This window comes from Sphingopyxis sp. NJF-3 (genome assembly GCF_053514865.1).
The window spans coordinates 312,248-331,656 of sequence record NZ_CM130726.1 but is presented as its reverse complement, the minus strand read 5'-3'; the positions used below and the strand labels follow the sequence as shown (position 1 = coordinate 331,656).

At 62.4% G+C, this 19,409-nt stretch carries 25 protein-coding genes; 12 read left to right on the top strand and 13 right to left on the bottom strand.

Features of this window, described 5'->3' with window-relative positions:
- Positions 1 to 43 precede the first annotated feature (43 nt).
- The 6 genes from ACOTSS_RS01460 to ACOTSS_RS01435 form a co-directional block, all read right to left on the bottom strand.
- Positions 44 to 577: a DUF2285 domain-containing protein gene (locus ACOTSS_RS01460; protein ID WP_448689788.1), complete on the bottom strand. Its 534-nt coding sequence runs from the start codon at positions 575 to 577 to the stop codon at positions 44 to 46.
- A gap of 58 nt (positions 578 to 635) precedes the next feature.
- Positions 636 to 824 carry a transcriptional regulator domain-containing protein gene (locus ACOTSS_RS01455; protein ID WP_448689787.1) on the bottom strand — a complete coding sequence of 63 codons (189 nt, stop codon included), beginning with the start codon at positions 822 to 824 and terminating at the stop codon, positions 636 to 638.
- Positions 825 to 944: 120 nt separating this feature from the next.
- The gene (locus tag ACOTSS_RS01450) at positions 945 to 1,259 is read right to left on the bottom strand and encodes a DUF736 domain-containing protein (protein WP_448689786.1); all 315 of its coding nucleotides are present in this window, start codon (positions 1,257 to 1,259) and stop codon (positions 945 to 947) included.
- Positions 1,216 to 2,004, bottom strand: a complete 789-nt coding sequence (locus ACOTSS_RS01445; RefSeq protein ID WP_448689785.1) for a hypothetical protein — start codon at positions 2,002 to 2,004, stop codon at positions 1,216 to 1,218. Before ACOTSS_RS01445 ends, ACOTSS_RS01450 begins: the two co-directional genes overlap by 44 nt.
- A 123-nt stretch (positions 2,005 to 2,127) precedes the next feature.
- Positions 2,128 to 2,292, bottom strand: a complete 165-nt coding sequence (locus ACOTSS_RS01440; RefSeq protein ID WP_448689784.1) for a hypothetical protein — start codon at positions 2,290 to 2,292, stop codon at positions 2,128 to 2,130.
- A gap of 464 nt (positions 2,293 to 2,756) precedes the next feature.
- Positions 2,757 to 3,077, bottom strand: a complete 321-nt coding sequence (locus tag ACOTSS_RS01435) for a DUF736 domain-containing protein (RefSeq protein WP_448689783.1) — start codon at positions 3,075 to 3,077, stop codon at positions 2,757 to 2,759.
- A 625-nt stretch (positions 3,078 to 3,702) separates the two neighbouring features.
- Between ACOTSS_RS01435 and ACOTSS_RS01430 the strand changes: the two genes are divergently transcribed.
- On the top strand, positions 3,703 to 3,948 hold the full coding sequence (locus tag ACOTSS_RS01430; RefSeq protein ID WP_448689782.1) for a hypothetical protein: 246 nt from the start codon (positions 3,703 to 3,705) through the stop codon (positions 3,946 to 3,948).
- 533 nt (positions 3,949 to 4,481) lie between these two features.
- Positions 4,482 to 5,072: a hypothetical protein gene (locus tag ACOTSS_RS01425; protein ID WP_448689781.1), complete on the top strand. Its 591-nt coding sequence runs from the start codon at positions 4,482 to 4,484 to the stop codon at positions 5,070 to 5,072.
- A 48-nt stretch (positions 5,073 to 5,120) separates the two neighbouring features.
- Here ACOTSS_RS01425 and ACOTSS_RS01420 read toward each other — a convergent pair whose 3' ends face one another.
- The 3 genes from ACOTSS_RS01420 to ACOTSS_RS01410 form a co-directional block, all read right to left on the bottom strand.
- Positions 5,121 to 5,324: a hypothetical protein gene (locus ACOTSS_RS01420; RefSeq protein ID WP_448689780.1), complete on the bottom strand. Its 204-nt coding sequence runs from the start codon at positions 5,322 to 5,324 to the stop codon at positions 5,121 to 5,123.
- Between the two features lie 139 nt (positions 5,325 to 5,463).
- Positions 5,464 to 5,661, bottom strand: a complete 198-nt coding sequence (locus ACOTSS_RS01415) for a DUF6961 family protein (protein ID WP_448689779.1) — start codon at positions 5,659 to 5,661, stop codon at positions 5,464 to 5,466.
- A gap of 43 nt (positions 5,662 to 5,704) precedes the next feature.
- A complete protein-coding gene (locus tag ACOTSS_RS01410; RefSeq protein WP_448689778.1) occupies positions 5,705 to 5,830 on the bottom strand; it encodes a hypothetical protein in 126 nt (41 codons plus the stop codon).
- A 227-nt stretch (positions 5,831 to 6,057) separates the two neighbouring features.
- Between ACOTSS_RS01410 and ACOTSS_RS01405 the strand changes: the two genes are divergently transcribed.
- From ACOTSS_RS01405 to ACOTSS_RS01365, 9 genes are all read left to right on the top strand, one after another.
- A complete protein-coding gene (locus ACOTSS_RS01405) occupies positions 6,058 to 6,564 on the top strand; it encodes a helix-turn-helix domain-containing protein (protein WP_448689777.1) in 507 nt (168 codons plus the stop codon).
- A 63-nt stretch (positions 6,565 to 6,627) separates the two neighbouring features.
- Positions 6,628 to 6,975, top strand: a complete 348-nt coding sequence (locus ACOTSS_RS01400; RefSeq protein ID WP_095383213.1) for a hypothetical protein — start codon at positions 6,628 to 6,630, stop codon at positions 6,973 to 6,975.
- A 38-nt stretch (positions 6,976 to 7,013) separates the two neighbouring features.
- Complete coding sequence (locus ACOTSS_RS01395) at positions 7,014 to 7,511, top strand: hypothetical protein (RefSeq protein WP_448689776.1); 498 nt, start codon at positions 7,014 to 7,016, stop codon at positions 7,509 to 7,511.
- A complete protein-coding gene (locus ACOTSS_RS01390; RefSeq protein WP_448689775.1) occupies positions 7,451 to 8,035 on the top strand; it encodes a JAB domain-containing protein in 585 nt (194 codons plus the stop codon). The genes ACOTSS_RS01395 and ACOTSS_RS01390 overlap by 61 nt, the downstream gene beginning before the upstream one ends.
- The gene (locus tag ACOTSS_RS01385) at positions 8,032 to 8,475 is read left to right on the top strand and encodes a winged helix DNA-binding protein (protein ID WP_448689774.1); all 444 of its coding nucleotides are present in this window, start codon (positions 8,032 to 8,034) and stop codon (positions 8,473 to 8,475) included. Before ACOTSS_RS01390 ends, ACOTSS_RS01385 begins: the two co-directional genes overlap by 4 nt.
- A gap of 27 nt (positions 8,476 to 8,502) precedes the next feature.
- On the top strand, positions 8,503 to 9,807 hold the full coding sequence (locus ACOTSS_RS01380; RefSeq protein WP_448689773.1) for an MBL fold metallo-hydrolase: 1,305 nt from the start codon (positions 8,503 to 8,505) through the stop codon (positions 9,805 to 9,807).
- Between the two features lie 20 nt (positions 9,808 to 9,827).
- Entirely contained in the window at positions 9,828 to 10,076 is a 249-nt protein-coding gene (locus ACOTSS_RS01375) for a hypothetical protein (RefSeq protein WP_448689772.1), read from the top strand.
- Between the two features lie 95 nt (positions 10,077 to 10,171).
- Complete coding sequence (locus tag ACOTSS_RS01370) at positions 10,172 to 11,080, top strand: tyrosine-type recombinase/integrase (RefSeq protein ID WP_448689771.1); 909 nt, start codon at positions 10,172 to 10,174, stop codon at positions 11,078 to 11,080.
- A gap of 5 nt (positions 11,081 to 11,085) precedes the next feature.
- Positions 11,086 to 12,279 carry an IS91 family transposase gene (locus tag ACOTSS_RS01365; RefSeq protein WP_448689770.1) on the top strand — a complete coding sequence of 398 codons (1,194 nt, stop codon included), beginning with the start codon at positions 11,086 to 11,088 and terminating at the stop codon, positions 12,277 to 12,279.
- 633 nt (positions 12,280 to 12,912) lie between these two features.
- Here ACOTSS_RS01365 and ACOTSS_RS01360 read toward each other — a convergent pair.
- The gene (locus ACOTSS_RS01360; RefSeq protein ID WP_448689769.1) at positions 12,913 to 15,099 is read right to left on the bottom strand and encodes a phosphorylase family protein; all 2,187 of its coding nucleotides are present in this window, start codon (positions 15,097 to 15,099) and stop codon (positions 12,913 to 12,915) included.
- Positions 15,096 to 15,548, bottom strand: coding sequence for a hypothetical protein (locus ACOTSS_RS01355; RefSeq protein ID WP_448689768.1), 453 nt, complete (start codon positions 15,546 to 15,548; stop codon positions 15,096 to 15,098). The genes ACOTSS_RS01360 and ACOTSS_RS01355 overlap by 4 nt, the downstream gene beginning before the upstream one ends.
- A gap of 156 nt (positions 15,549 to 15,704) precedes the next feature.
- Between ACOTSS_RS01355 and ACOTSS_RS01350 the strand changes: the two genes are divergently transcribed.
- Positions 15,705 to 17,438, top strand: coding sequence for a diadenylate cyclase (locus ACOTSS_RS01350; RefSeq protein ID WP_448689767.1), 1,734 nt, complete (start codon positions 15,705 to 15,707; stop codon positions 17,436 to 17,438).
- Between the two features lie 91 nt (positions 17,439 to 17,529).
- On the opposite strand, the gene ACOTSS_RS01345 is transcribed toward ACOTSS_RS01350, so the two are convergent.
- Together ACOTSS_RS01345 and ACOTSS_RS01340 are read right to left on the bottom strand one after the other, a co-directional pair.
- Positions 17,530 to 18,429: a nucleotidyltransferase domain-containing protein gene (locus ACOTSS_RS01345; protein ID WP_448689766.1), complete on the bottom strand. Its 900-nt coding sequence runs from the start codon at positions 18,427 to 18,429 to the stop codon at positions 17,530 to 17,532.
- A 3-nt stretch (positions 18,430 to 18,432) separates the two neighbouring features.
- The gene (locus tag ACOTSS_RS01340) at positions 18,433 to 19,365 is read right to left on the bottom strand and encodes a patatin-like phospholipase family protein (protein WP_448691274.1); all 933 of its coding nucleotides are present in this window, start codon (positions 19,363 to 19,365) and stop codon (positions 18,433 to 18,435) included.
- Positions 19,366 to 19,409 lie beyond the last annotated feature (44 nt).

The window sequence follows — 19,409 nt, the reverse complement described above, 5'->3', positions numbered from 1 at the left end:
TGGCGGGAAGGACGGCCTCGGGAGGAGCGGCGGAAAGCAGCGGTTATTTTTGTCGCCCCGCCCGGCCCGCAAGCAGGCTGCGGTAACCGCACGTGACGAGCGCCTCGGCCTCGCGGATCAGGCGCTGGGTGCGGCGGCGCTCGGGCGAGGATTTCCAGGTCGCGCCGCGACCGATCGACAGGCGCGGATATAGGAGGCGGCGCCCCACCTCGTGACTCGTCACGGCCGGGTCGGCGGCCCGCAGGTCGAAAATGGCGAGGAGCAGCTTGAGGCGGTGCGCCTGGTAATGGGTCGGACGTGCCGCCGAGACATCGCCGGCCTCCTGACCGCCCCATGATCGGTGGAAGTCCGATACCACGCGCAGGCGGGCATCGACCTGGGCGTCGAGGGGAATGGATGCGGCCAGCGGACCTCCCGGGCTCGCGCTGCGCAACCAGAGCCGATGCAGAGCGCCGGCGGCGCGCACCACCAGATGTCTGCCGTCGCGTCCGGTGCGATCGGCGACGATGTCGCAGCGCGCGAGATCGAAGCCTGCCGCAAGGGAAGGCGTCACCGGCGCTGCGTCAAGGATCAACACATGGGGACAAAGGTCCGCGTCCCAGTGCGCGGGCGCTTCAATTGTGTCGGCCCGAGGATCAAAGGGGAAAGCAGAGGCCCCAACGGCGGGCCATGACCTCCTCCGATGGCGGCTCCGCGAGCGGACCCGTCATCACTGCCTTATAGTCAGCGCGATAGGCAGGATTGCGGCGAAGAAACTCCTGCGCGAACCCCGGGAAGTCGAGGTCTTGCCGCCAGTCGTCGCTCGCCTTCAACCCGCTTGCCATCGCCGCCTCCGGAAACGGCAGCGTCCGCGATCGGCGGAGATTCGCCAATTCCACAGCTTAGGGAGGGACTTCCCCAGAAGTGGGTATCCCGCCCGGCGGTGCCGGGCGGGATTCGGGGGCTCAGTCGGCCCGGCGGCTCGGCCGGGTCCAGACGAGGTCGTGCGCGTCGCCTTCGCCGGCGAAGAGCTGGGCGAAGATCGGGGCGGTGAAACTCGGGTCATCGAGCTTCAGCGACAGATAGGGACGCTTGTCCTGCGTCTTCTTCTCCCAGGCCGCGCCGACCTCGGCGTCGCCGATAAAGACGCGGTGGCTCGGGGCACTGGCGCCGGGATTGTCCTCGGGGAAGATCCGCACCGACTTCGCCTGTACCGAGAGCGTGACGATTTCGCCCTCATACGCTTTTCCGACTTTCTTGAACGTACCGATCCTGGCCATGATGCATTCCTTTCCTGTGTCGAGCCGCACCATCGCGGCCTCGATGCGCATCGGTCGCCGGGGAGGGACCGGCGGTGCAGCCGAAGGCCCGCAGCGGAGCGGAGGACGGCGCGCAGCGACTTTCTTGTTTCGCGAGGAACGGCGGCACGCCGGGGGAAGAAAGTTGCCGCGCGCGGTTGCACCAGGCCGGGCCAGCGCAGCGCCGCGCCGGCAGATGGCGCATGTCGAGAGGCCGTGATGGTGCGGCGGGCCGGGAACAGCGACTTGCCGGAGCCGAAGACGAGACAGTCAGACGATGATGCGCCGAGACCGCTTCAGGACTGCGAAACCGGGTCCCTGTTCCCGACGCCGGCGTGACAAGATCTCGCCAACTGCGGCATCCGGTGACGAGACCGGCGAGGGTTCCGAAAGCATGCTGCCAGACTGGGCCGAGGCCCCCGAGCATCGCGAGAGCTGTTCCAGCCTGATATCCGGCAGCGGCCGCAGCGCCCGCAAACAGCAGGATCACCAGGAACCGGAGCCAAGCAGATGCACCGGAACGCGCGACGAGCCGGCCCATACCGAGGATAGTGACACCTGTCGTCAGCCCGGCCAGGATTACATCAAACCAGCCATGGCCCATCTCGTGGAGGCGAAGAGCGATACCGAGACCCGCGAAGACCGGAAGCGCGAAGGTCGCGCAGCGAAAGAGCAGGATGAGGCAATAGATCGCCGCCGCAACGCCAAGGATGATCATCAGGGTCATAAGCGTCCTTTCCCCGGACGCGCCCGCCACCACCTCCACAGCGCAGTCTGCAATGTGGCTATACGAGGCAAAGACCCGGGACAGAAGCCGGACTGGCTCCATCCCAGGTGTGATTTCGATGCCTCAGCGATTGAAGGGATCATATTCGCAGACGATCGTTTCGGGATCGCCATCGAACTCGTCGAGCGGCATCACCGAATAGCCGGCGCTGGTTTCGACGAGGATGATCACGGTCATCATCGTGCGGGCGAGGTTCCAGCCGAGCGATTGGGCGGTGGAAAGCGGCATGGCGTAGGCTCCTGTGCTTGGGAGCGGGTCCAGTCCCGCTCGACAGGCGCCCCGCCGGACGGGGGCAGGCCGCAATCACCGCGAGCGCAGCCGCGGCCCGAGCGAAGCGTGGGGACCCCGAAGCGGGTTGATTGAAGGAGGCCTGGCCGCGGCCAAGGGATCAGCGGCAATCGAGAGCGGGTCTGGACCTGCGCCCATGCGGCGTTCCGCTATGCTCTCATCGCCCCATTCGCCGCCGCGTTCCGGCCGATATCTGACCACCCTGACATCGACGACGCAGCGTTTCTCGAAGAGAGCCACCGAGCGAACCGGTCAGAAACTCGCACTGAGCGACGCCTTTCGAAGAGCAGCCCTCGGCAGAGGCGCTCCGTCGCCGCAGCATGAAAAAAGCGGCCACGCGGGCCGCTATCTGCAGATCGGGGAATGATGAAACGGCTCCGCCCTAAGGCGGAGCCGGGAACCCGTCAGGCGGGCGGGTTCCAGATGATGACCTTCTTCATCGGGTCGTCGCCGGGAGCATTGGCGACATTGCCGTAGATCGTCCCGAACTCGGGGGCCGACATCGTCACCGACACATATTCGGCGCCGTTGTTCTGCGAGAAGCGTTTCCAGCCGGCGCCGAGTTCGAAGCCATTCTTGCGGCTGATGATCCGGTAATCGGGCTCGCTGTCCTTGGTCTTGCGGCCGTTCGGGACGATCGCGATCGGCGCGGTGACGTTGAGGGTGGCCAGCGTGCCTTCGAAGCTGCCGTCAGCCTTGACGTTGAGATTGGCGATGGTGGGCATGATAGTCTCCTTCCTGTGCTCGGGGGACATCCCCGATGGCGCCGAAAGAAGGGGCCGCGAGCCGCCGTCACCGAGCGAATGCGAGGGCGAACCCCGCATGGGGTTGACGGCCAGAGGCGAAGCGGGACCGGACACGGGCGACAAGGAGGGGTGACCCCGAACGCAGGACGGAAGAGCTGCCCCATCGCGTCCGACCATGGATGCAACCCGAAGGTCGAAGCCTCTCAATAGCCGCGACGCTTTCCTCGACAGTGCTGCCATAGGGCCACCGTATCGCTGCGAAGCATGGCGCAGCTGACGAGCGCGGGACAGAAGAGGCGGTTGCCCATAAAAAACGGGCCAGCTTGCGCCGGCCCGGTGAAGTTTTGGGAGAGGATGCCTGAAAGGCAAAGTCGATGTGGGAATCGCTCAACTTTGTTGCAAGTGCGAACGAGCAATTTTTCCATATGATTCATAACCTCGCAGGGATCAGGCTCGCTTTTGAGGAGGATTTTCGGCGTTCGACCAGTCTTCAGACGACCTGCTTCGGCGCGAGGATCAAGAAGCAGGCACTTGGCGCTCCATGATGTCTGACGATGGGAAGAAGGCGTCGTCCTTCTGTTTGGCTCTGTGCTATCTTCCAGACATGACAACGGGCTTGGAACGAGTCGCTCGTGCATTGTGCGAACTGGATGCCAATCCGCCCAATGCGACGATGGATGGCAAGCCGCTTTGGCAGGATTATCTGCCCGAAGCCCGGGCCGCGATCATGGCTCTGCGCGAAGCTGACCAAGCAATGATTGGCGCTGCCCTGCTCAAAGCGGCCCAAATTGGCGAAGGCAACCTCAATGAGATCTATCGAGCCATGATCGACGCGGCGATGGCTGAGTAGTCCAGCGAGCAGCGCAACGCGTGAGTGCCGGCGGCCAAAAGAGGCCAGAAGCGGAACGTCGGCTTCACGCATCGCTGGCTCATATTGCAGACGTTCTCGGCGCCCTCGGGATATTACATAAATTTAATGCGGACCGATTGGGCGCCTTCCAGCCAGTGTCGCGTGCGATCATCGGAGACTCGGAAAAATCGGCGCACGGACTCGAAACGCGCTTCAACACAACGCGCGGTTTGATCCGTTTCAGCACCGATATTGAAAGTTCCTCCACTTCGCGGCGGCACCGCTGCCGATCCGATGAGCAATTAGGAGCGGTTCCGATCGTCCTATGGTGGGTTCGCGCTCCCGCTCGATCGATATTGTGGACGGCAACCGACCCCAAATCGCCGATCATTCGAGCCGGGAAGATCGCATCCTCGCGGGATTGTGGAAAACAGGCCTCGCCCCAGACTTCACCAGAATGGATGTAAATGGCGCAGAAACCATGCTAGAAATCGGACATAAATGCTGCGTCACTTCGGGGGAAAGGGCAACGCATGGTGGGGATACTCTCTGAAACCGGCTCGCAAGGTAGCGATCTGTACGCGCGTCTCAACGAGCTAGAGTGGATGGTGCAGAGGCTGATGGGAGGGGCTCCCGTCCTGTCGGCTGCCAGCGCTTCCCTCCAACCGCTCGCACCGGATTATCATCGGGATGGGCTGGTGCCCGTCGAACCCGCGGCACGACCTTCCTTCGGAAGCGTCGCGCGTGCTCCCTTCGATAGCCGGCACAGCGATGCGGGACCCAGGGGTTTCGACAGCGGCCGCGCCAAGCTGGTTCGCAGGCTCATTCGCAAGCGCCGGCAGCGCGACCAGTTCTTCCCGTCGGACCTGTTCGCCGATCCCGCCTGGGACATGATGCTTGATCTCTACGCCGCGCACTATGAACGGCGCGAAATTTCGGTTTCGAGCCTCTGCATCGCGGCGGCCGTCCCCGCGACGACGGCGCTGCGCTGGATCAAGACGATGGTCGACGACGGGCGGTTCGTGCGCGTTGCCGATCCCGATGACGGACGGCGCATCATCGTGAGCCTCGCCGACGACACCCGCTGCCGGCTCGACGAATATTTCGACAATTTAGAGGACTGACCCAAGCCTCCGAACGGCACGCGCGCCAGAGCCGCATAGCCGGCGGCGTCAATTCATGAAGAGATTACGCCGCAGCCGTTCGATTTCCTCTTCGCTCGGGGCTTCGCCGAGTTCGCGATTGAGACGATCGATCGCCGAACTGAGGTCGGCTGCGGTGCGGCTGTCGCCCAGCTGGTCGAGGCGAAGCATCTGCTCGACCAGCGTATCGCGGATCGCGCGGACGGCCTGCAACCTTTCGATATCCTCCGCCATAATGCCTTGCGCCTTGTCGGCCTCTCGTCCAGACCAGCCAGGTGCTGATGGCGAGGCGCGCGGCAAATAGCAAACTCGGCGGCGTGCGAAAACATCTTCCTCACCAAAATGACCCGATCGGACGAGGTAAGCGGCGGATTCAGTGGCCTTGTGTCTCGTTTTGCGCCTTGATCAGTTCGTCGAGGCAGGCGGCGATGGCTTTCCACATCGCGATGCCTTCGCGGTCGCCCGCGAGCGCCAGAGCCCCGATCCGTTCGGCCACCACCACCGCGGCCCGCGTGCCATGCTGGCGTTCGATCGCGAGCGCGCAGGCCCAGACATGCTCTTGAGGTGACATGGCGTCCGATCTCTTTGTCCATCCTTCCCGCGAGGATGGCGGGCTAGAACAAGCGGCGCACCATCTGCCAGGCACCGACGAGGAAGGAGCCGCCGACCACGATGGAGGCGATCCAGAATTCGATCGCGACAGCACGATCGCGCCATTTATTCGAGTCCCGCCCCTTCATGCAGCCATGATGGCATCGGGGAAGATTGTAGGAAAGCCCACTCCCGCAAAATAGGAGATGCGGCGCACCACACACACAATCGCCCAGGCCGCACGATCGTCACCATATTGGCAGTATATCCATCCGATTATGGAAAACGGTCTTTTGCCGTAACGGAAACTTATGGTTAATATGGCGGCGCGATGCCGATGGATAATGACTCGAAATCGAAGGCCGACGAATTCGAATTGCTGACCGAAAAGCAGGCGGCGGTTCTCGGTCTTCTCGCGCGAAGCCTGACCAGCAAGGAAATTGCTGCCAAACTTCAAACATCGGAATCCGCGGTCAACCGCCATATCGAGATATTGCGGTCGCGTTGCGGCGGCATCACGCGCGCGCAGCTCGCGCGGCGCTACCGCGAAAGGCCGGGCGATTTCCGGCAGATAGCCGGCGCTCCCGCATGTGTAGAACCTACCAAGCAAATAATTGATCTCGCCGGAGCCGCGCCCGGCGAGGAAGGAGAGCCCCAGGACGGCTCCGAGGCCGGTCTCGCTTTCAAGGACTCGCTCGAGATGACGCTCGACGCGCCTTGGACGAGATCGGAAGAGCAAAGGGTCGTCCCGAGGGTGCTCGACGGTGACAATGCCGCGCTCACCCGTGGTGCGGCGATCGCGATCATCCTGTTCGCGCTCATTGCCAGCCTGGTCCTCGGCCTTGCCGCGGCGCAGGCAATCACGGATGCGCTCGGCAGCTAGCCGCCCTCATCGACGACAAGATGATGAGCCCATGGCCGCGAGCGCATGGGCCGGGGGACGATAATGACCATTTCCAATCCGACCGCACCGGTTCCCGCCTATATGATGCGCATCCGCAACCAGATCCGGGCGGCCGAGGCCAAGGCCGACGAAAGCCTGCTCGCCAAGCTCGACGTGATGAGTTCGATCCTGCGGGCACGCCAGATCGAGGATATCCCCGCGCCGCACGTCGGCCAGGAAGCGATCATCCGGCTCGGCCGCGCGATCCAGTCCGACATCAGCGGCGCGAACGACGTCTTTCGCACACATAATGCGCTCGTCGCCGACAAAACGCTGATCACGGGCATGCCGGGTCACGACGACACCAAAGGCTTCGCCGTCGAAGAGGAGGGCCGACAGGCTATTGCCTGACGATTGACGGCGCCGCCGCGCGGGGCCAGTTTCACCGAGTGAGCTGGATCTGGTCCTTCAACTTCCTGTCGGTTGCGATTCTCGGCGTGGCGGCGCTGCGCTGGGGAGCCGGTCCCGAACGGATCTGCGCGGCGGCGCTCCTCGCGATGAATGTTGCGGACCGTATCTATCATGCCCTCGCCGGGCGCGGGACGATCTACGGATCGGTCGATATCGGTCATCTCGTCATCGATATGCTCGTCGCGGCGGCCTTCATCGGCGTCGCGCTCAAGGCGAACAGGGTCTATCCGCTATGGCTATCGGCGTTTCAGCTGGTCTCGGTCGTTTCGCACTTCGCTCGCGAGGAGAGCCGGAAGATTGCGGAACTCGCTTATTTCCTGATGAACTATGCCCCCTATTACGCCCTCCTCCTGATCCTGGCGGGCGGCATCTGGCGTCATGCGGCGCGGACGCGGCGCCACGGGCCATACCGGTCGTGGCGCATCTCCTCGAACCCTTCGCCGGCAACCGCGCGCACGGCGCCGCCGTCCGGCTGATCACGCATTTCGGAAGCCTGGGGCGCGCGCTCGACGCCTCATCCGGGCAGCTCGCCGCCGCGCTCGGTCGCGACGATGAACTGGTCGGCGCGATCGTCGCCGCCCGCGCGCTCATCAAGGCCGGGCTGCGCGAGCAGGTCGCAAGAACGCAGGTCTCGGTTCGCGACCCCCGCTTTCGCGACTATCTGCGCAGCATCATCGCGAAGTCGCCCACCGAATGTTTGCACGCGACCTTCGTTGCGCAGGATTGGGGCTATCTTGCCGACGAGATGCTGGCACAGGGCGGGACTGCCCACGTCGAGGGCGATCTGCGCCGGCTGCTCGGCCGAGCGTTCGATGTCGGCGCACAAGGCGTCGTCCTCGCGCACAACCACCCGTCGGGGTCGGCCGAGCCGAGCGCGGAAGACATAAGGCTGACGCGCCGGATCGCCGATCTGACCCAGGCGGTGGGCGTCCAGCTTCTCGATCATCTCATCCTTGCCGGAACCGATATCGTCAGCATGCGCGAACGGGGTCTGCTGTGACGTCGGGGCCTGACGAGCCCGCAAGCGAGGCCGGCGACATCCCGCTCCTCGGCGGCAATGAACAGGATCAGCTCGCGGCCATCGCGCAAAGCGAGTTCCACAACCGCCGGCGCCGCGACAGTCTCATCCGCTACGATCTTTTCGCCGAACCCGCGTGGGATATGCTCCTCGATCTCTACATCCAGCATCACCGCGGGCAGCCGGTTACCATCGACCGGCTTTGCACGGCCGCCGCGACCGCCAGCACCACCGCACTGCGCTGGCTCGGCCTGCTCATCGAGAAGGAGCTGGTGATACGGTCGTCAACTGCCGAAGAGGACGGCATCGTCCGTGTCGCCCTGAGCGAGCGCGGGATCGGCGAGATGGAGCGCTATCTGCGCGATTTTCTGCACCGCGACCGGCTTGGTGGCGACATAGCCGCCGCGCTCTCCACGCGCTAAAAGGGAAGCGGGACCAGGGGACATGCTATGCGTGCGCTGACACTTGCCATCCTGCTTCTGCTCGCTCCGTTCGGAGCCTCACGCGCCGCGGCGGACGACATCGTGCCAAGCGAGCGCGTGTCGAGCGCAGTGCTCGTGCGCGAAGGGCCGTCCACCGATACCGCCATTCTCGGCCGTCTGCGCCCTGGCGATAGCGCGCGGCTCGTCGGCGAAGTCAGCGGCTGGTACCGCGTTGCGCTGCCCGACGGCACGCAAGGCTATGTCAGCAAGGCATGGACGCTGGTGATCGGCACCCGCCCGCCCGGCGAAGCCTTGACCGGCGCGGCTTACAAGGTCCATGTGATCGATGTCGGTACCGGGCTCGCCATATTCGTCGAGGGCCGCGATTTCGCGCTGCTCTACGATGCCGGAAGCCAGGATGATCTCCACGACGGCGACGAGAACCGGGTCGCCGCCTATATCGAGGCCGTGCGTCCCGGCCTTGCGCGCATCGACCATCTGATCCTCAGCCATCCGCACAAGGACCATCTCCAGCTGATGCCCGATGTCTTCCGCCGCTTCGCGGTCGGCCATGTCTGGGAGTCGGGGCGGGTTAACAAGACCGATGGCTACTGCCATTTCCTCAAGGCCGCGATGGCCGAAGCAGGCGTCCAATATCATGACGCAATCGCGGCGAATGCAACACGGACCGTGACCTTCACGGGCAGCGGCTGCAACGGAACGGTCATCGTGCGCGAAAGCGCGATGATGGACGCGACGCCGGTAACGCTCGGCGCCGGGGCAGACATGCAGTTTCTCTATCGCGATCCCCGAAACTACGCCGATCCCAATGGCAACAGCGTCGTCGTCCGGCTCGATCTCGGCAATCGGCGCATTCTCCTCGCGGGCGACGCCGAGGGCGGCGAACGCGAATTGCCCGCCACGCCCCCGCAGCAGAACAGCATCGAGGCGAGGCTCCTAGCCTGCTGCGCCGCGGATCTCCGTTCGGACGTGCTCGTCGTCGGCCATCACGGCAGCCTCACCTCGTCGCGGAGCGTCTTTCTCGATGCCGTCGGCGCCTCGATCTACGCGATCTCGTCGGGACCCTATCCCTACAAGCGCGTCCGGCTCCCCGATCCCGAGATCGTGACCGAACTCGAGGGTCGCGGCGAGGTCTTCCGCACCGATCGCGACGACCTCTACCGGATCGAAGGCGAGAGCCGCTCGTGCGAACTCAATCCGCGCAAGATCGGCCCCGATGCCGACGAAACCCCGGGCGGCTGCAACAACATCCTGATCGAGATCGGCCCGTCAGGCACGATTCGGGCGGGTTACAACACTGTCGCCGACTAGCGCGGTCAGGAGAAGCGAAGATGGCCAAGGCTCCAGCGGACGAGACTTCAGCGCAGCAAGATAAGGCGCCGGTGAGAAATACGAAGGGGCGCAATCTCGTCGTATTGTGCGACGGCACCGGCAATGAACTGGGCGGTGCGCTCTCGGACGAGATCAGCGATATCCGCATATCGAATGTCCCTGAACTACGCCTTCGTTCGGTGCAAATGCGAGGGAGCTCAGCCTTCGCGAATGGCCGTTGCACGAACCGCTTCGCGGATTGGCTCTAGTGGCGATGTAAAGCGGCCCCGCGAGCGCCGCGCCTGATTGAACGCGGGCTGCCGCATGCAGACCCTTTCGACTCCTTCAACTGAGGAGTCGAACGATGAATGAGCTTGTACAGATTGCTCCGATCAGCCCGCTGCGTCAGCGGCTGATCGACGACATGACCATGCGGCGCTTCTCCACGGAGACGCAGCGTAACTATCTGCGCGATGTCGGACGGTTCGCGACCTGGCTCGGGCGCTCGCCCCACACTGCGAGCGCAGAAGATATACGCCAGTTCCAGATCGAGCAGCAGCAGGGGGGCGTCCCGGCGCCGACGATGAACAGCATCGTTGGCGCGCTTAGGTTCTTCTTCACGCACACGCTCGACCGCCCCGACCTCGCGCGCAAGCTCGTCCGCACCAGACAGGTTCGCAAGATCCCGGTCGTGCTGACGATGGCCGAGGTAAAACGGCTGCTCGATGCGACGCGCTCCCTCAAGCACCAGGCCGCGCTGTCGGTCGCCTATGGCGCGGGACTGCGCGTCGCCGAGGTGTCGGCGCTGAAGGTCACCGACATCGACAGCAAGCGGATGCTGCTCCGGATCGAGCGCGGCAAAGGCGGCCGCTACCGCAATGCCATGCTGCCCGAAGGCCTGCTCCTGTTGCTGCGCGACTGGTGGCGCGCCGGACGGCAACAAGGCATCCTCGTTCCCGATGGCTGGCTCTTCCCCGGACAGAGCGCCGCGGCCCCGATCAGCACGCGGCAGCTCTACCGTGTCGTCGTCGAGGCCGCAGAGGCGGCGGACATAGACAAGCGCGTCGGACCGCATACGCTGCGCCACAGCTTCGCCACTCACCTGCTCGAAGACGGTGTCGATATCCGCGTCATCCAGGCGCTGCTCGGCCATGCTAAGCTCAACACCACCGCCTTCTACACCCAGGTCGCAACAAAGACCGTCCGTTCGATCGTCAGCCCGCTCGACAGGCTCGCGCTCGCATCGCCCAGCGAGGAGGCCCCCGACGGCTGAGGCCGATGCGCGCCTCGCTCGAGGTCGCCGACGTCTTCCGTGCTGCTGGCCCCGCGTATCGCACCGCGCATGCCGGGCATCTCAGCCTGCACCAGCTCAAGATCATGTCGGCGATCGAGCATTGCCGCACCGCCGCCCTAGGCGGACACGTCGAGGCTTGCACCGACTGCGGCCACTGGCGGATCGCTTACAACAGCTGCCGCAACCGGCACTGCCCCAGGTGCCAGGGCGCAGCGGCGCGCACCTGGCTCGAAGCGCGCGAGGCCGACCTGCTCCCGGTCGGTTACTTCCATGTCGTGTTCACGCTGCCTGCCGAGGTCGCCGCGATCGCCTATTACAACAAGGCGATGGTCTATGATCTGCTGTTCAAGGCGGCGGCCGATACGATGCTGACCATCGCCGCCGACCCGAAGTACCTCGGCGCCCGGATCGGCATCACCGCGGTGCTTCACACATGGGGCTCGGCACTGACCCACCATCCGCACATCCACATGATCGTGCCCGGCGGCGGCATCTCCCGCGATGGAACGCGCTGGATATCCGCACGCCCCGCCTTCCTCCTGCCCGTTCGCGTGCTCGGTGCGCTCTTCCGCCGCCTGTTCCTGACCCGGCTGCGCGCCCTCCATGACCGCGGGCAGCTCGCCTTCTTCGGCAGCAACATGACCCATCTTGCCGACCGGCGCGCATTCCTTCGCTACCTGTCACCCGTTCGGAAGAAGCGCTGGGTCGTTTATGCCAAGCCGCCGTTCGCCGGGCCCGAGGCGGTGCTCGCTTACCTCGCGCGCTACACCCACCGGGTCGCCATATCGAGCAGCCGCCTCGTCCGGTTCGACGAGGCCGGGGTCACCTTCCGCTACAAGGATTACCGCAAGTCCGGCGCCGGACGGCAGCAGGTCATGACGCTCGCCGCCGACGAGTTCATCCGCCGCTTCCTCCTCCACGCCCTGCCGCGCGGGTTCCACCGCATCCGCCACTATGGCCTCCTCGCCAGCGCACGCCGCAAGGACCATCTCGAACGCGCGCGCCACCTCCTCGATGTCGCACCGCCACCGACCGAGGAACCGACCGACGATACAGAGCCCCGGCCGACCTGCCCGTGCTGCGGCGGTACCATGATCATCATCGAGGTCTTCGAGCGCCGCTATCTGCCTCGCGCACCGCCACCGCCATCCCTCGCACCCGGGACACCTGCGCCGTGATCCGGCACGGCCTCGTGCAGACGCGATCCAGCGCACACCCGCGCCTGGAAGCGGACCCGCTCACGCCGGCGCCGCCCAAAAGCAGACGCCACACCACCAAAATCGGCCCGTCTGCTTTTGCAGGTCCGCTTTTACGACCCATATCCAGACGATCCGCTACCGGAAGCGTCCGCTTTTGGGCTGCGCCCGGCTACCCCACCATCAGCGCAAAACAGCTTTCCCCATAGCTCGGCTCATGACCACCGCGGTTCGGGCACCGAAGACTTTCTGACGCCTGGCGGCGTCTGAAACTCTCAACGTTAGCGGAATGACAGCTTTTGGGCTCAGGATATGAAAAGCGGACGTCAGCCTATCAAGATTAGACAAGCGTCGGCGTCACCGCACCCGGATCACTCTGATATGCCCCTGTGACGCGCGCGCCGGAGAACCACTTTTTTAGCGTAACATCTGAATCCATTCCCACATGCGTCGCGGCGACGGATCGCCTTCGGCACGCGGCAACTGCTGGCTCGCCAAGGCGCGCGCCTCCCGCAGGGTCACGCCGAAACGGGCCCAGAATGATCGCGCAAAAATGATCCGATTTTCGGCGAATTGCCCTATGAATGACGGATCGCAGTCCGGCATCGCCTAGCCTCAGAAGTCGAACTCGAACCCAATTTTCGAAAATGTCCCCTCGCGAAAGGTGCCGCATCGCGCCCGCCGCGCGCCAGCATCGATGGCGATGCCTTCCCCGTCAGGCAGCCAGCGAGGCTGCAGATGGTCGGGGATTCCTTTCATCGAACCGATATAGAGATCGCAACGGAGCGTTTCGCAGCGCCCCATATATTCGCGGCAGCCAAAGTTCGGATGCCCCGATGCCCATTCTCCGGCAAATTGAGAATGATCGGGGAAGGTGAAGACGCCAAGGGGTCCGTACCGGCCAGTCTCATGCTGTCCGGCAAATGCCGACCGCAGGCTCGGCGTCAATTCCTCGGACAAGGCATAGCTGCGCGTTACGCCTAGGCCGTCAGCTTCATCCCCCGCAGCCTCGCCGATGAAATCATCGTGCGAATCCCATATCTTGACGATCCGCGGCCGCTCACCCGGCGCCTGCTGCATTCGCAGGATCCGGAAAGGCTTGGGGATGCCGTCAGCCATCGCTTCGGCCATTTCGGCGGCGAGGTTCATGCGGGTATCGCCCGCCAGTTGCCGGGCCGTTGCGGCGATATCCCGCGCCTCCCGCGCGTGCGATAGCGCAAGATCAAACCGCGCTGCAAAGGAGGGAGCGTGGACCGCAATGGCAGCGCGCAGCGCGTCGAAAAATGGCCCCTCGAACGTACGGGGACGCCAGAGCGCGGCCCGGGCACGGTCATTCGGCGCATGCGCTGTTGGCGCCGGGGCGCCCAAGGCTCCCCACTCATTGAACCGACCGGTCAGGAACAGACGGAGCGCTTCCGCCGACGCCTGCGCCGCGAACGGCTTGTAGCGGTCGCTCTTTTTGGGATCGGCATGATCCATCACGCCCTTGATCACAATCCACTCCACGCCGGCGCGGCGCGCCGCCCTGCCGACGGCCGCTGCCTCCATCTCAAGCCCGAGTACGGTTCGCACACCCATTTGCCGCAGTTTGTCCCAGGTAAGCCCGTCCTTGACTACGACGTTACCGCTCGCGATCGGGCCCACCTTGATCGCAAGCGGCAGCGATTTGGGCGGATCCAGTTCGAGAACAATCGAACGTTCGACTTCGCTCCGTCCCGCGGGGCCAAGCTTGAGCATGACCCCTTCCTGTTCGATGATCCGGGCCTCGAGCAGTTCGGTCACCACAGTCTGCCATTCTCCTAGCCTGAAATAACGCGAACGAGCAGGATGCTTCGCGGGATCGTCGCCTGCATAGAGCCTTTCGAGCAGCCAGAAACGAGCGTCGGCTGCGCTCGCTGGGCCATAGCTCGGTAGATCCTCGGCCCGCAGTAGGGATGCCGCAGTCTGCCAGTCGGCAGATACCGGGGATTGACGATGATCGCCGACAAACCCCTCGTCTTCAAGCTTGCCCTCGTCATATTGATAGGCAAGTTCGGAGATGACGATATCGCCGAGAGCAAGATCGCCAGGATTGCCGGCACACACACCGCACATGACGAGGCACCTGGGGGACAGACGTTCGGCAAGAACCGCCGCGACGGCGCTGGTCGAGATGCCGCCCATCCGGTCGGGCCGCGCGAGCGCAATTTTATAGAGCGGTTCTCCCTTATGATAGAAAACGCCCGAGATATGCGGCGCGACCGCCGGAGCCCGCTCATCTTGCCAAGCTCGTACGCCGTCGTCATCGAGCGCCTCCGCGCTGAATATCTTTTTCGCTGCCTCGAATTCTTCAGGGATCGCCGCAATCAGCACGACGTCGATCATGACTTGCCCTTCACCTTCCCTGCCTGACTTCCGGCTGAGCCTGAAATGGCCTCCGGAAAACTGGCTGGTCCAATAATTGCCGCTCAATTCCTGGCCTTCAGCAAAATATCGCAGGATCGCCGCACCTTTGTAGGGATGTGGCGCATTTGCTCCGATGGCTTTCGGTTCCACCTCATAAATATAATGAAGGACCGGATCGCCCGAAGGGTCGTGTCCCGGCACTGCCAGGATGGTTCGCGAGTCCGAACCTTTCGAACGGACGGTCATGCCGATGCCCAGATCGTCCTGCCGGATGAAGGCGGACGCCTCGAGGCATCCGCTTTCGCCCTCGCGGTTCCAGTGAATAACCATGGCCCATTCGCCGGCGACATCGGGAAAGGATCGGAGACCGACCCCGGACGCGGACCTGGTTTGCGCGGGCCTTTCCTTGTCGCTCATGCGCCAACGACCTCTCGCCCATCCTCGAAGACCGCCACCCCGTAGACGTTGCTTGCCACCCCCGCGGCTAGGACGGCTGGAAGCGCCGAACCGAATAGAGCCGACATATATCTGGCGCCGAACCGCCGTTCCTCATCGGCACCCACGCCAGCGACGATGGGCGGCGCAAAATATTGCGACACCCGGACCAGTTCGAATGCCGGCGATACAATGTGAAAACCGTCATGAAATTCATTGCCGAGCTTCGAGATGGCGGCGAGCGTATGGCCTATACCGCCCGCTTCTTTCCATCCGATCGAGGGACGCAACGCAACGATCGGCAACAATTCGGGCGCCCCGCTGACGAGAATGCCGATTCCAGAAAAATCCGGCCCGCTTTGTGAAACAATCTCTTCGAGCAGATGGCGCAGTTCTGTAACCGTGGAGGGCGGGGCGGATAACGCGTTCATTCCATAGTCCTAGCGCGGCCGTCGCGTGCGGGAAAGGCCTCCGCACAGCGGCGGGTCATATCCTTTTCGGTTGCCGCAACCGCCCCGCAATTCGCCAGCCCGAGGAAAGTTGTATCTGCGCTGGGGCTGGCCGCGCGAAGCTGCTAGTCCCTCGCTATGGGCAAAGAATATATCGAGCAGTTCATGTGGGGGTATCAAGAGAGCTTTCGGCGCAGCTTAGCGCGCCTCGGCGAATCTGTCCTCAACGCTCTTGGCGCCGAAGTTAGGCCGAAGGCATTTCTCATCGGCGTCCTCGCCGAAGATGTGGATGCCACCGATGCAAGGTATCTTGTCTGCATCGAACCGGAGGACGACACAGAACTCGTCCAATTATTCTCCGGTCTTCGCGAGCAAGTCGTTGAGGCAGTTCCAAAGCATGAGCTGCAGAAAATGTTCTATGGCGACGCGCAAACGATGCGTGACAAGCCCGAGCGCATACGCCGTATTGTTCTTGTTGAAGAAGCAGCGAATAGACTTAATCCTTATGACCACGCGCACGGGGTTCGTTCGTTTGTTGGTTACCCGGCGCGGATAGGCGACTATCGTGTAGCGCCCGTTCTCCAGGTCCCGTCACAGCTGTTCTCGGAGTTTCCTACGCTGCGAAGCGATGGACGCGGGCGGATGTCTATATACAAAAGTCTCATTGAGGCCGCGGTCGTACACGTTCTTGAAGAAGGCTCGCGCGAGCTAGAGCTCCCCGACTCAGGGCGGTTTTTCGATCGCGGAACTCGCAGCGGGGAAGAAGTTGTATTGCGCGCGGCCGACGCCTTCCTCCGCGCACCGGCAATCCTCATCACCGAGCAAATACCGGACTACGATCTCTTCAGCATTTTGAACAACATTTCGCTGATGCGATACGAACATGGCGAAGGGGTCGGGCGGCTGCTTCTTGCAAGTTCTAGCCATCCGAAAATCGACTTTCTGCTGAAGCTCGCCGAGCCGATCGCCTTGCGCGACGCCCGATGGGCCCGAAAGATGCTTGAGATGGCCGAAGGCAGTGTAGCGGTCATCGCGGATAGTCGGAAGATTTACGGTCTGGGCGTGCTCGGTGCGGACCATAACGCCAAATCCGAAGATGCCTTCTGGATCGATTTTCTGGGCCACCATCAATGGGACTTCGGCAACGGCGATCAGATTCTGATGCGCACCCGCTATGGATCACCACTGCTCCCTCAGGAAACGATCAGCGAGGCGCGGTTTACCGACAATATGATCCGGCAGTTCGCTTCCTGCGATCCGGAGCGGCTCTGGTCTATCTTTCAGACGTTGCTGCACCAACAGCGCGGTGCGATGCTAATCATCGCCGATGATGCTGCTGAAGAGGCCGACCGCCTCGGCGGACAGGGCACGAAAATCGTTCCGACGCTCGCCGAGGAAGAACTTATCGCGGCAGCCACTAGGATAGACGGTAGTATACTTGTCGATCCACTTGGACACTGTCACGCGATCGGCATCATTCTCGACGGAACCGCCAACAATCTGGGTAGCGGGGCTCGAGGCTCGCGGTTCAACAGCGCGATGCGATATGTCGCGGCGACCGATCAGGTTCGCGTCGCGGTGGTCATCTCCGAGGACCGCACGGTCGATATTCATCCGCTACTGCGCCGGAAGATTGATCGTGATCTTGTCGAACGGCACTTGGTCGCGCTCGAAAACGCTTCAATCGACGATTTCTACGAGCCGCGAGAGTTCATCAATCAGAACCGCTTTTACCTGCTTCCGGAGCAGTGCGACCGCGCCAATGCGGCACTGATCCGCATAAATGAACTACCCGCGCCAGTTGGTCGCATTAAATGGACTACCACGCCACTAGAGCCCGATCCCGAGATGAACGAGGGCTATTTCCTATAGCGTGTGCAAAGTGAGCCCGCGAAAACCTTGAGAGAGTACTAGCCATAGCCGAGTATTCGGGACTTTATGGCATACCTGGCTTCGACTATTCTTATCGATTGGCCCAGCCATTCCAAAGCGTTCGAAGAGCCGACAGAAAGGCTTGGCAGTTATCTGCGCGCCAAGTCACCGGCGTGCTCCCGAGCAACGAGTGAATCCCGTTCGCGCACCGAAATTCAGTTCGGTCCGCATTGTTGAGAAAGTTGAAAGTTTCGACGAAACTGTCGTCAAAGCTGCGACCGAACCGATCGTCCGGAACGTTGAAGAGCATCCCTTCAATGAAGTAGGATGGCGCCAGTCCATCAGGGATCGCCCCGTGATCAGCGAGATAGTTGCGCATGTTTTTGTAGACCCGCACAACCTTCTTGAACCACTCCCCTGTACGTTGGTGTTTCTGAGTACAGTTGGTGGCGTGCTGTTTCGGAAAATTCACGATCTGCGTTCCGTCGGCGAGATAGAAACATATGCCGCTGACGTAGTTTTGGTCCTGAATCGATTTGAATTTATAGTAATAGCGGTACTCGATCGCCGGAAGCACGTCGCACTCCCGGCGGTTTTGATTAGCTGGGACGAGGATCGCCTTCCCCGCCGGATCCACGCCGTTTCCATAGTTCTCAATCAACCAGCGAGAGACGTCGGCCCGATAGTGGGAATATGTGTATCCCGCCGATCCGGGATATCCGCGTTCGAACGCTGCGTAGTCCTCTGCTTGCATCGTCTGAGCGTCATGCGCGAAGGTTGAGTCAATTAGTGCCACCACATCAACATCGCTGTCGCGAGCAACATTCGTATCATTGGCATATGACCCCTGAAGGAAGACGTCCGGGCTGTGCATCGCATAAGGCGCGTTGCCGCTCTCGAGCACACCCTTAACAGACGCATAGGTGTCGCGTGACGGCCCCGAGGCGCCCTGATGTGACCATGTAACGAGCTGCGCTTCAGGTATTGCCATAACCTATACTCCAAATAGCGTTTTTAGCTCCGCCTCGTGCTGTCGGAAGCTCTCGCGCCCCCTTTGATACAGCTGATCAAGTTTGAGCATGTCGTTCTCAAACATGTCCGCCGCCATTGTCGGCTCGCTATAGCTATTGCTTATCCTTACCGTTGGCACCGCACTAAAGAGAACGCTGCGGAGTTGGGTCATCGACTTAGTGTTAATCTCCATAACCTTTTGCAAAAGCCGGACAGTGAAGAGGTAGCCGATCCAATGGCCTACCGTAAGATAGCGCTTTGGAGCTGGATACTCGCCGACACCGACACTGACCACCCGGATGTGCTCACGGGAGACCTTGAGCGCTTCCGCCGCATCAGCGATTGCATAAAGCGTAGGGTTATTGGCGCAGAATCCCCCGTCAGCGGCCAAGATACGTTGGCCGTCGGACGTAGTCACCCACTTGCGGCAGAAGAATGGATACGCTGCGCATGACGCTTGCACAGCGTCGCCTATTAAGCAGCCGAAACCGGGCACGAAATTGCCGACATCGCCGTGCGATTGAGCTTGGGATGATTTAAAGATCAGCGGAGTTTCAAAGTCCCATCGCGTTGCCACGATACCAATGTTAGTCGCCAAGCCTTCGAATTTTCGGTCGCCAAAGACTTTCTCGGCTAGATTCCGAAGCGCTTTGGACTTTCCCCAAGGCGTTACCCGGCCCATAATCACCGTCACGTGTTCTTCATACAGTTCTTTTATTTCGTCGACCGAATAGCCTAGGCAAATCAGTGCTGCGATTATGGAACCTGTGCTGGTTCCGAATACGAGATCAAATTTCTCGCTCAGAGGTTTGCCGAGCATGCCTTCAAGGCCTTGGAGGACCCCCAACGTATAGAAGCCCTTGGCGCCGCCACCGTCTAGGCTCAATATTCGACAAGGGCTGTCGCCATCAAACACCTTCAAGTCAGCACCTCCAATTTTGACACCCCACCCCAGTCCTT

What these genes read in the sequence shown, in the direction of transcription:
- ACOTSS_RS01455 (WP_448689787.1), bottom strand. Translation starts at nt 824, where the DNA reads ATGGCAAGCGGGTTGAAGGCGAGCGACGACTGGCGGCAAGACCTCGAC.
- ACOTSS_RS01450 (WP_448689786.1), bottom strand. Translation starts at nt 1,259, where the DNA reads ATGGCCAGGATCGGTACGTTCAAGAAAGTCGGAAAAGCGTATGAGGGC.
- ACOTSS_RS01445 (WP_448689785.1), bottom strand. Translation starts at nt 2,004, where the DNA reads ATGACCCTGATGATCATCCTTGGCGTTGCGGCGGCGATCTATTGCCTC.
- ACOTSS_RS01440 (WP_448689784.1), bottom strand. Translation starts at nt 2,292, where the DNA reads ATGCCGCTTTCCACCGCCCAATCGCTCGGCTGGAACCTCGCCCGCACG.
- ACOTSS_RS01435 (WP_448689783.1), bottom strand. Translation starts at nt 3,077, where the DNA reads ATGCCCACCATCGCCAATCTCAACGTCAAGGCTGACGGCAGCTTCGAA.
- ACOTSS_RS01430 (WP_448689782.1), top strand. Translation starts at nt 3,703, where the DNA reads ATGACAACGGGCTTGGAACGAGTCGCTCGTGCATTGTGCGAACTGGAT.
- ACOTSS_RS01425 (WP_448689781.1), top strand. Translation starts at nt 4,482, where the DNA reads ATGGTGGGGATACTCTCTGAAACCGGCTCGCAAGGTAGCGATCTGTAC.
- ACOTSS_RS01420 (WP_448689780.1), bottom strand. Translation starts at nt 5,324, where the DNA reads ATGGCGGAGGATATCGAAAGGTTGCAGGCCGTCCGCGCGATCCGCGAT.
- ACOTSS_RS01415 (WP_448689779.1), bottom strand. Translation starts at nt 5,661, where the DNA reads ATGTCACCTCAAGAGCATGTCTGGGCCTGCGCGCTCGCGATCGAACGC.
- ACOTSS_RS01410 (WP_448689778.1), bottom strand. Translation starts at nt 5,830, where the DNA reads ATGAAGGGGCGGGACTCGAATAAATGGCGCGATCGTGCTGTCGCGATC.
- ACOTSS_RS01400 (WP_095383213.1), top strand. Translation starts at nt 6,628, where the DNA reads ATGACCATTTCCAATCCGACCGCACCGGTTCCCGCCTATATGATGCGC.
- ACOTSS_RS01380 (WP_448689773.1), top strand. Translation starts at nt 8,503, where the DNA reads ATGCGTGCGCTGACACTTGCCATCCTGCTTCTGCTCGCTCCGTTCGGA.
- ACOTSS_RS01375 (WP_448689772.1), top strand. Translation starts at nt 9,828, where the DNA reads ATGGCCAAGGCTCCAGCGGACGAGACTTCAGCGCAGCAAGATAAGGCG.
- ACOTSS_RS01370 (WP_448689771.1), top strand. Translation starts at nt 10,172, where the DNA reads ATGAATGAGCTTGTACAGATTGCTCCGATCAGCCCGCTGCGTCAGCGG.
- ACOTSS_RS01365 (WP_448689770.1), top strand. Translation starts at nt 11,086, where the DNA reads ATGCGCGCCTCGCTCGAGGTCGCCGACGTCTTCCGTGCTGCTGGCCCC.
- ACOTSS_RS01360 (WP_448689769.1), bottom strand. Translation starts at nt 15,099, where the DNA reads ATGAGCGACAAGGAAAGGCCCGCGCAAACCAGGTCCGCGTCCGGGGTC.
- ACOTSS_RS01355 (WP_448689768.1), bottom strand. Translation starts at nt 15,548, where the DNA reads ATGAACGCGTTATCCGCCCCGCCCTCCACGGTTACAGAACTGCGCCAT.
- ACOTSS_RS01350 (WP_448689767.1), top strand. Translation starts at nt 15,705, where the DNA reads ATGGGCAAAGAATATATCGAGCAGTTCATGTGGGGGTATCAAGAGAGC.
- ACOTSS_RS01345 (WP_448689766.1), bottom strand. Translation starts at nt 18,429, where the DNA reads ATGGCAATACCTGAAGCGCAGCTCGTTACATGGTCACATCAGGGCGCC.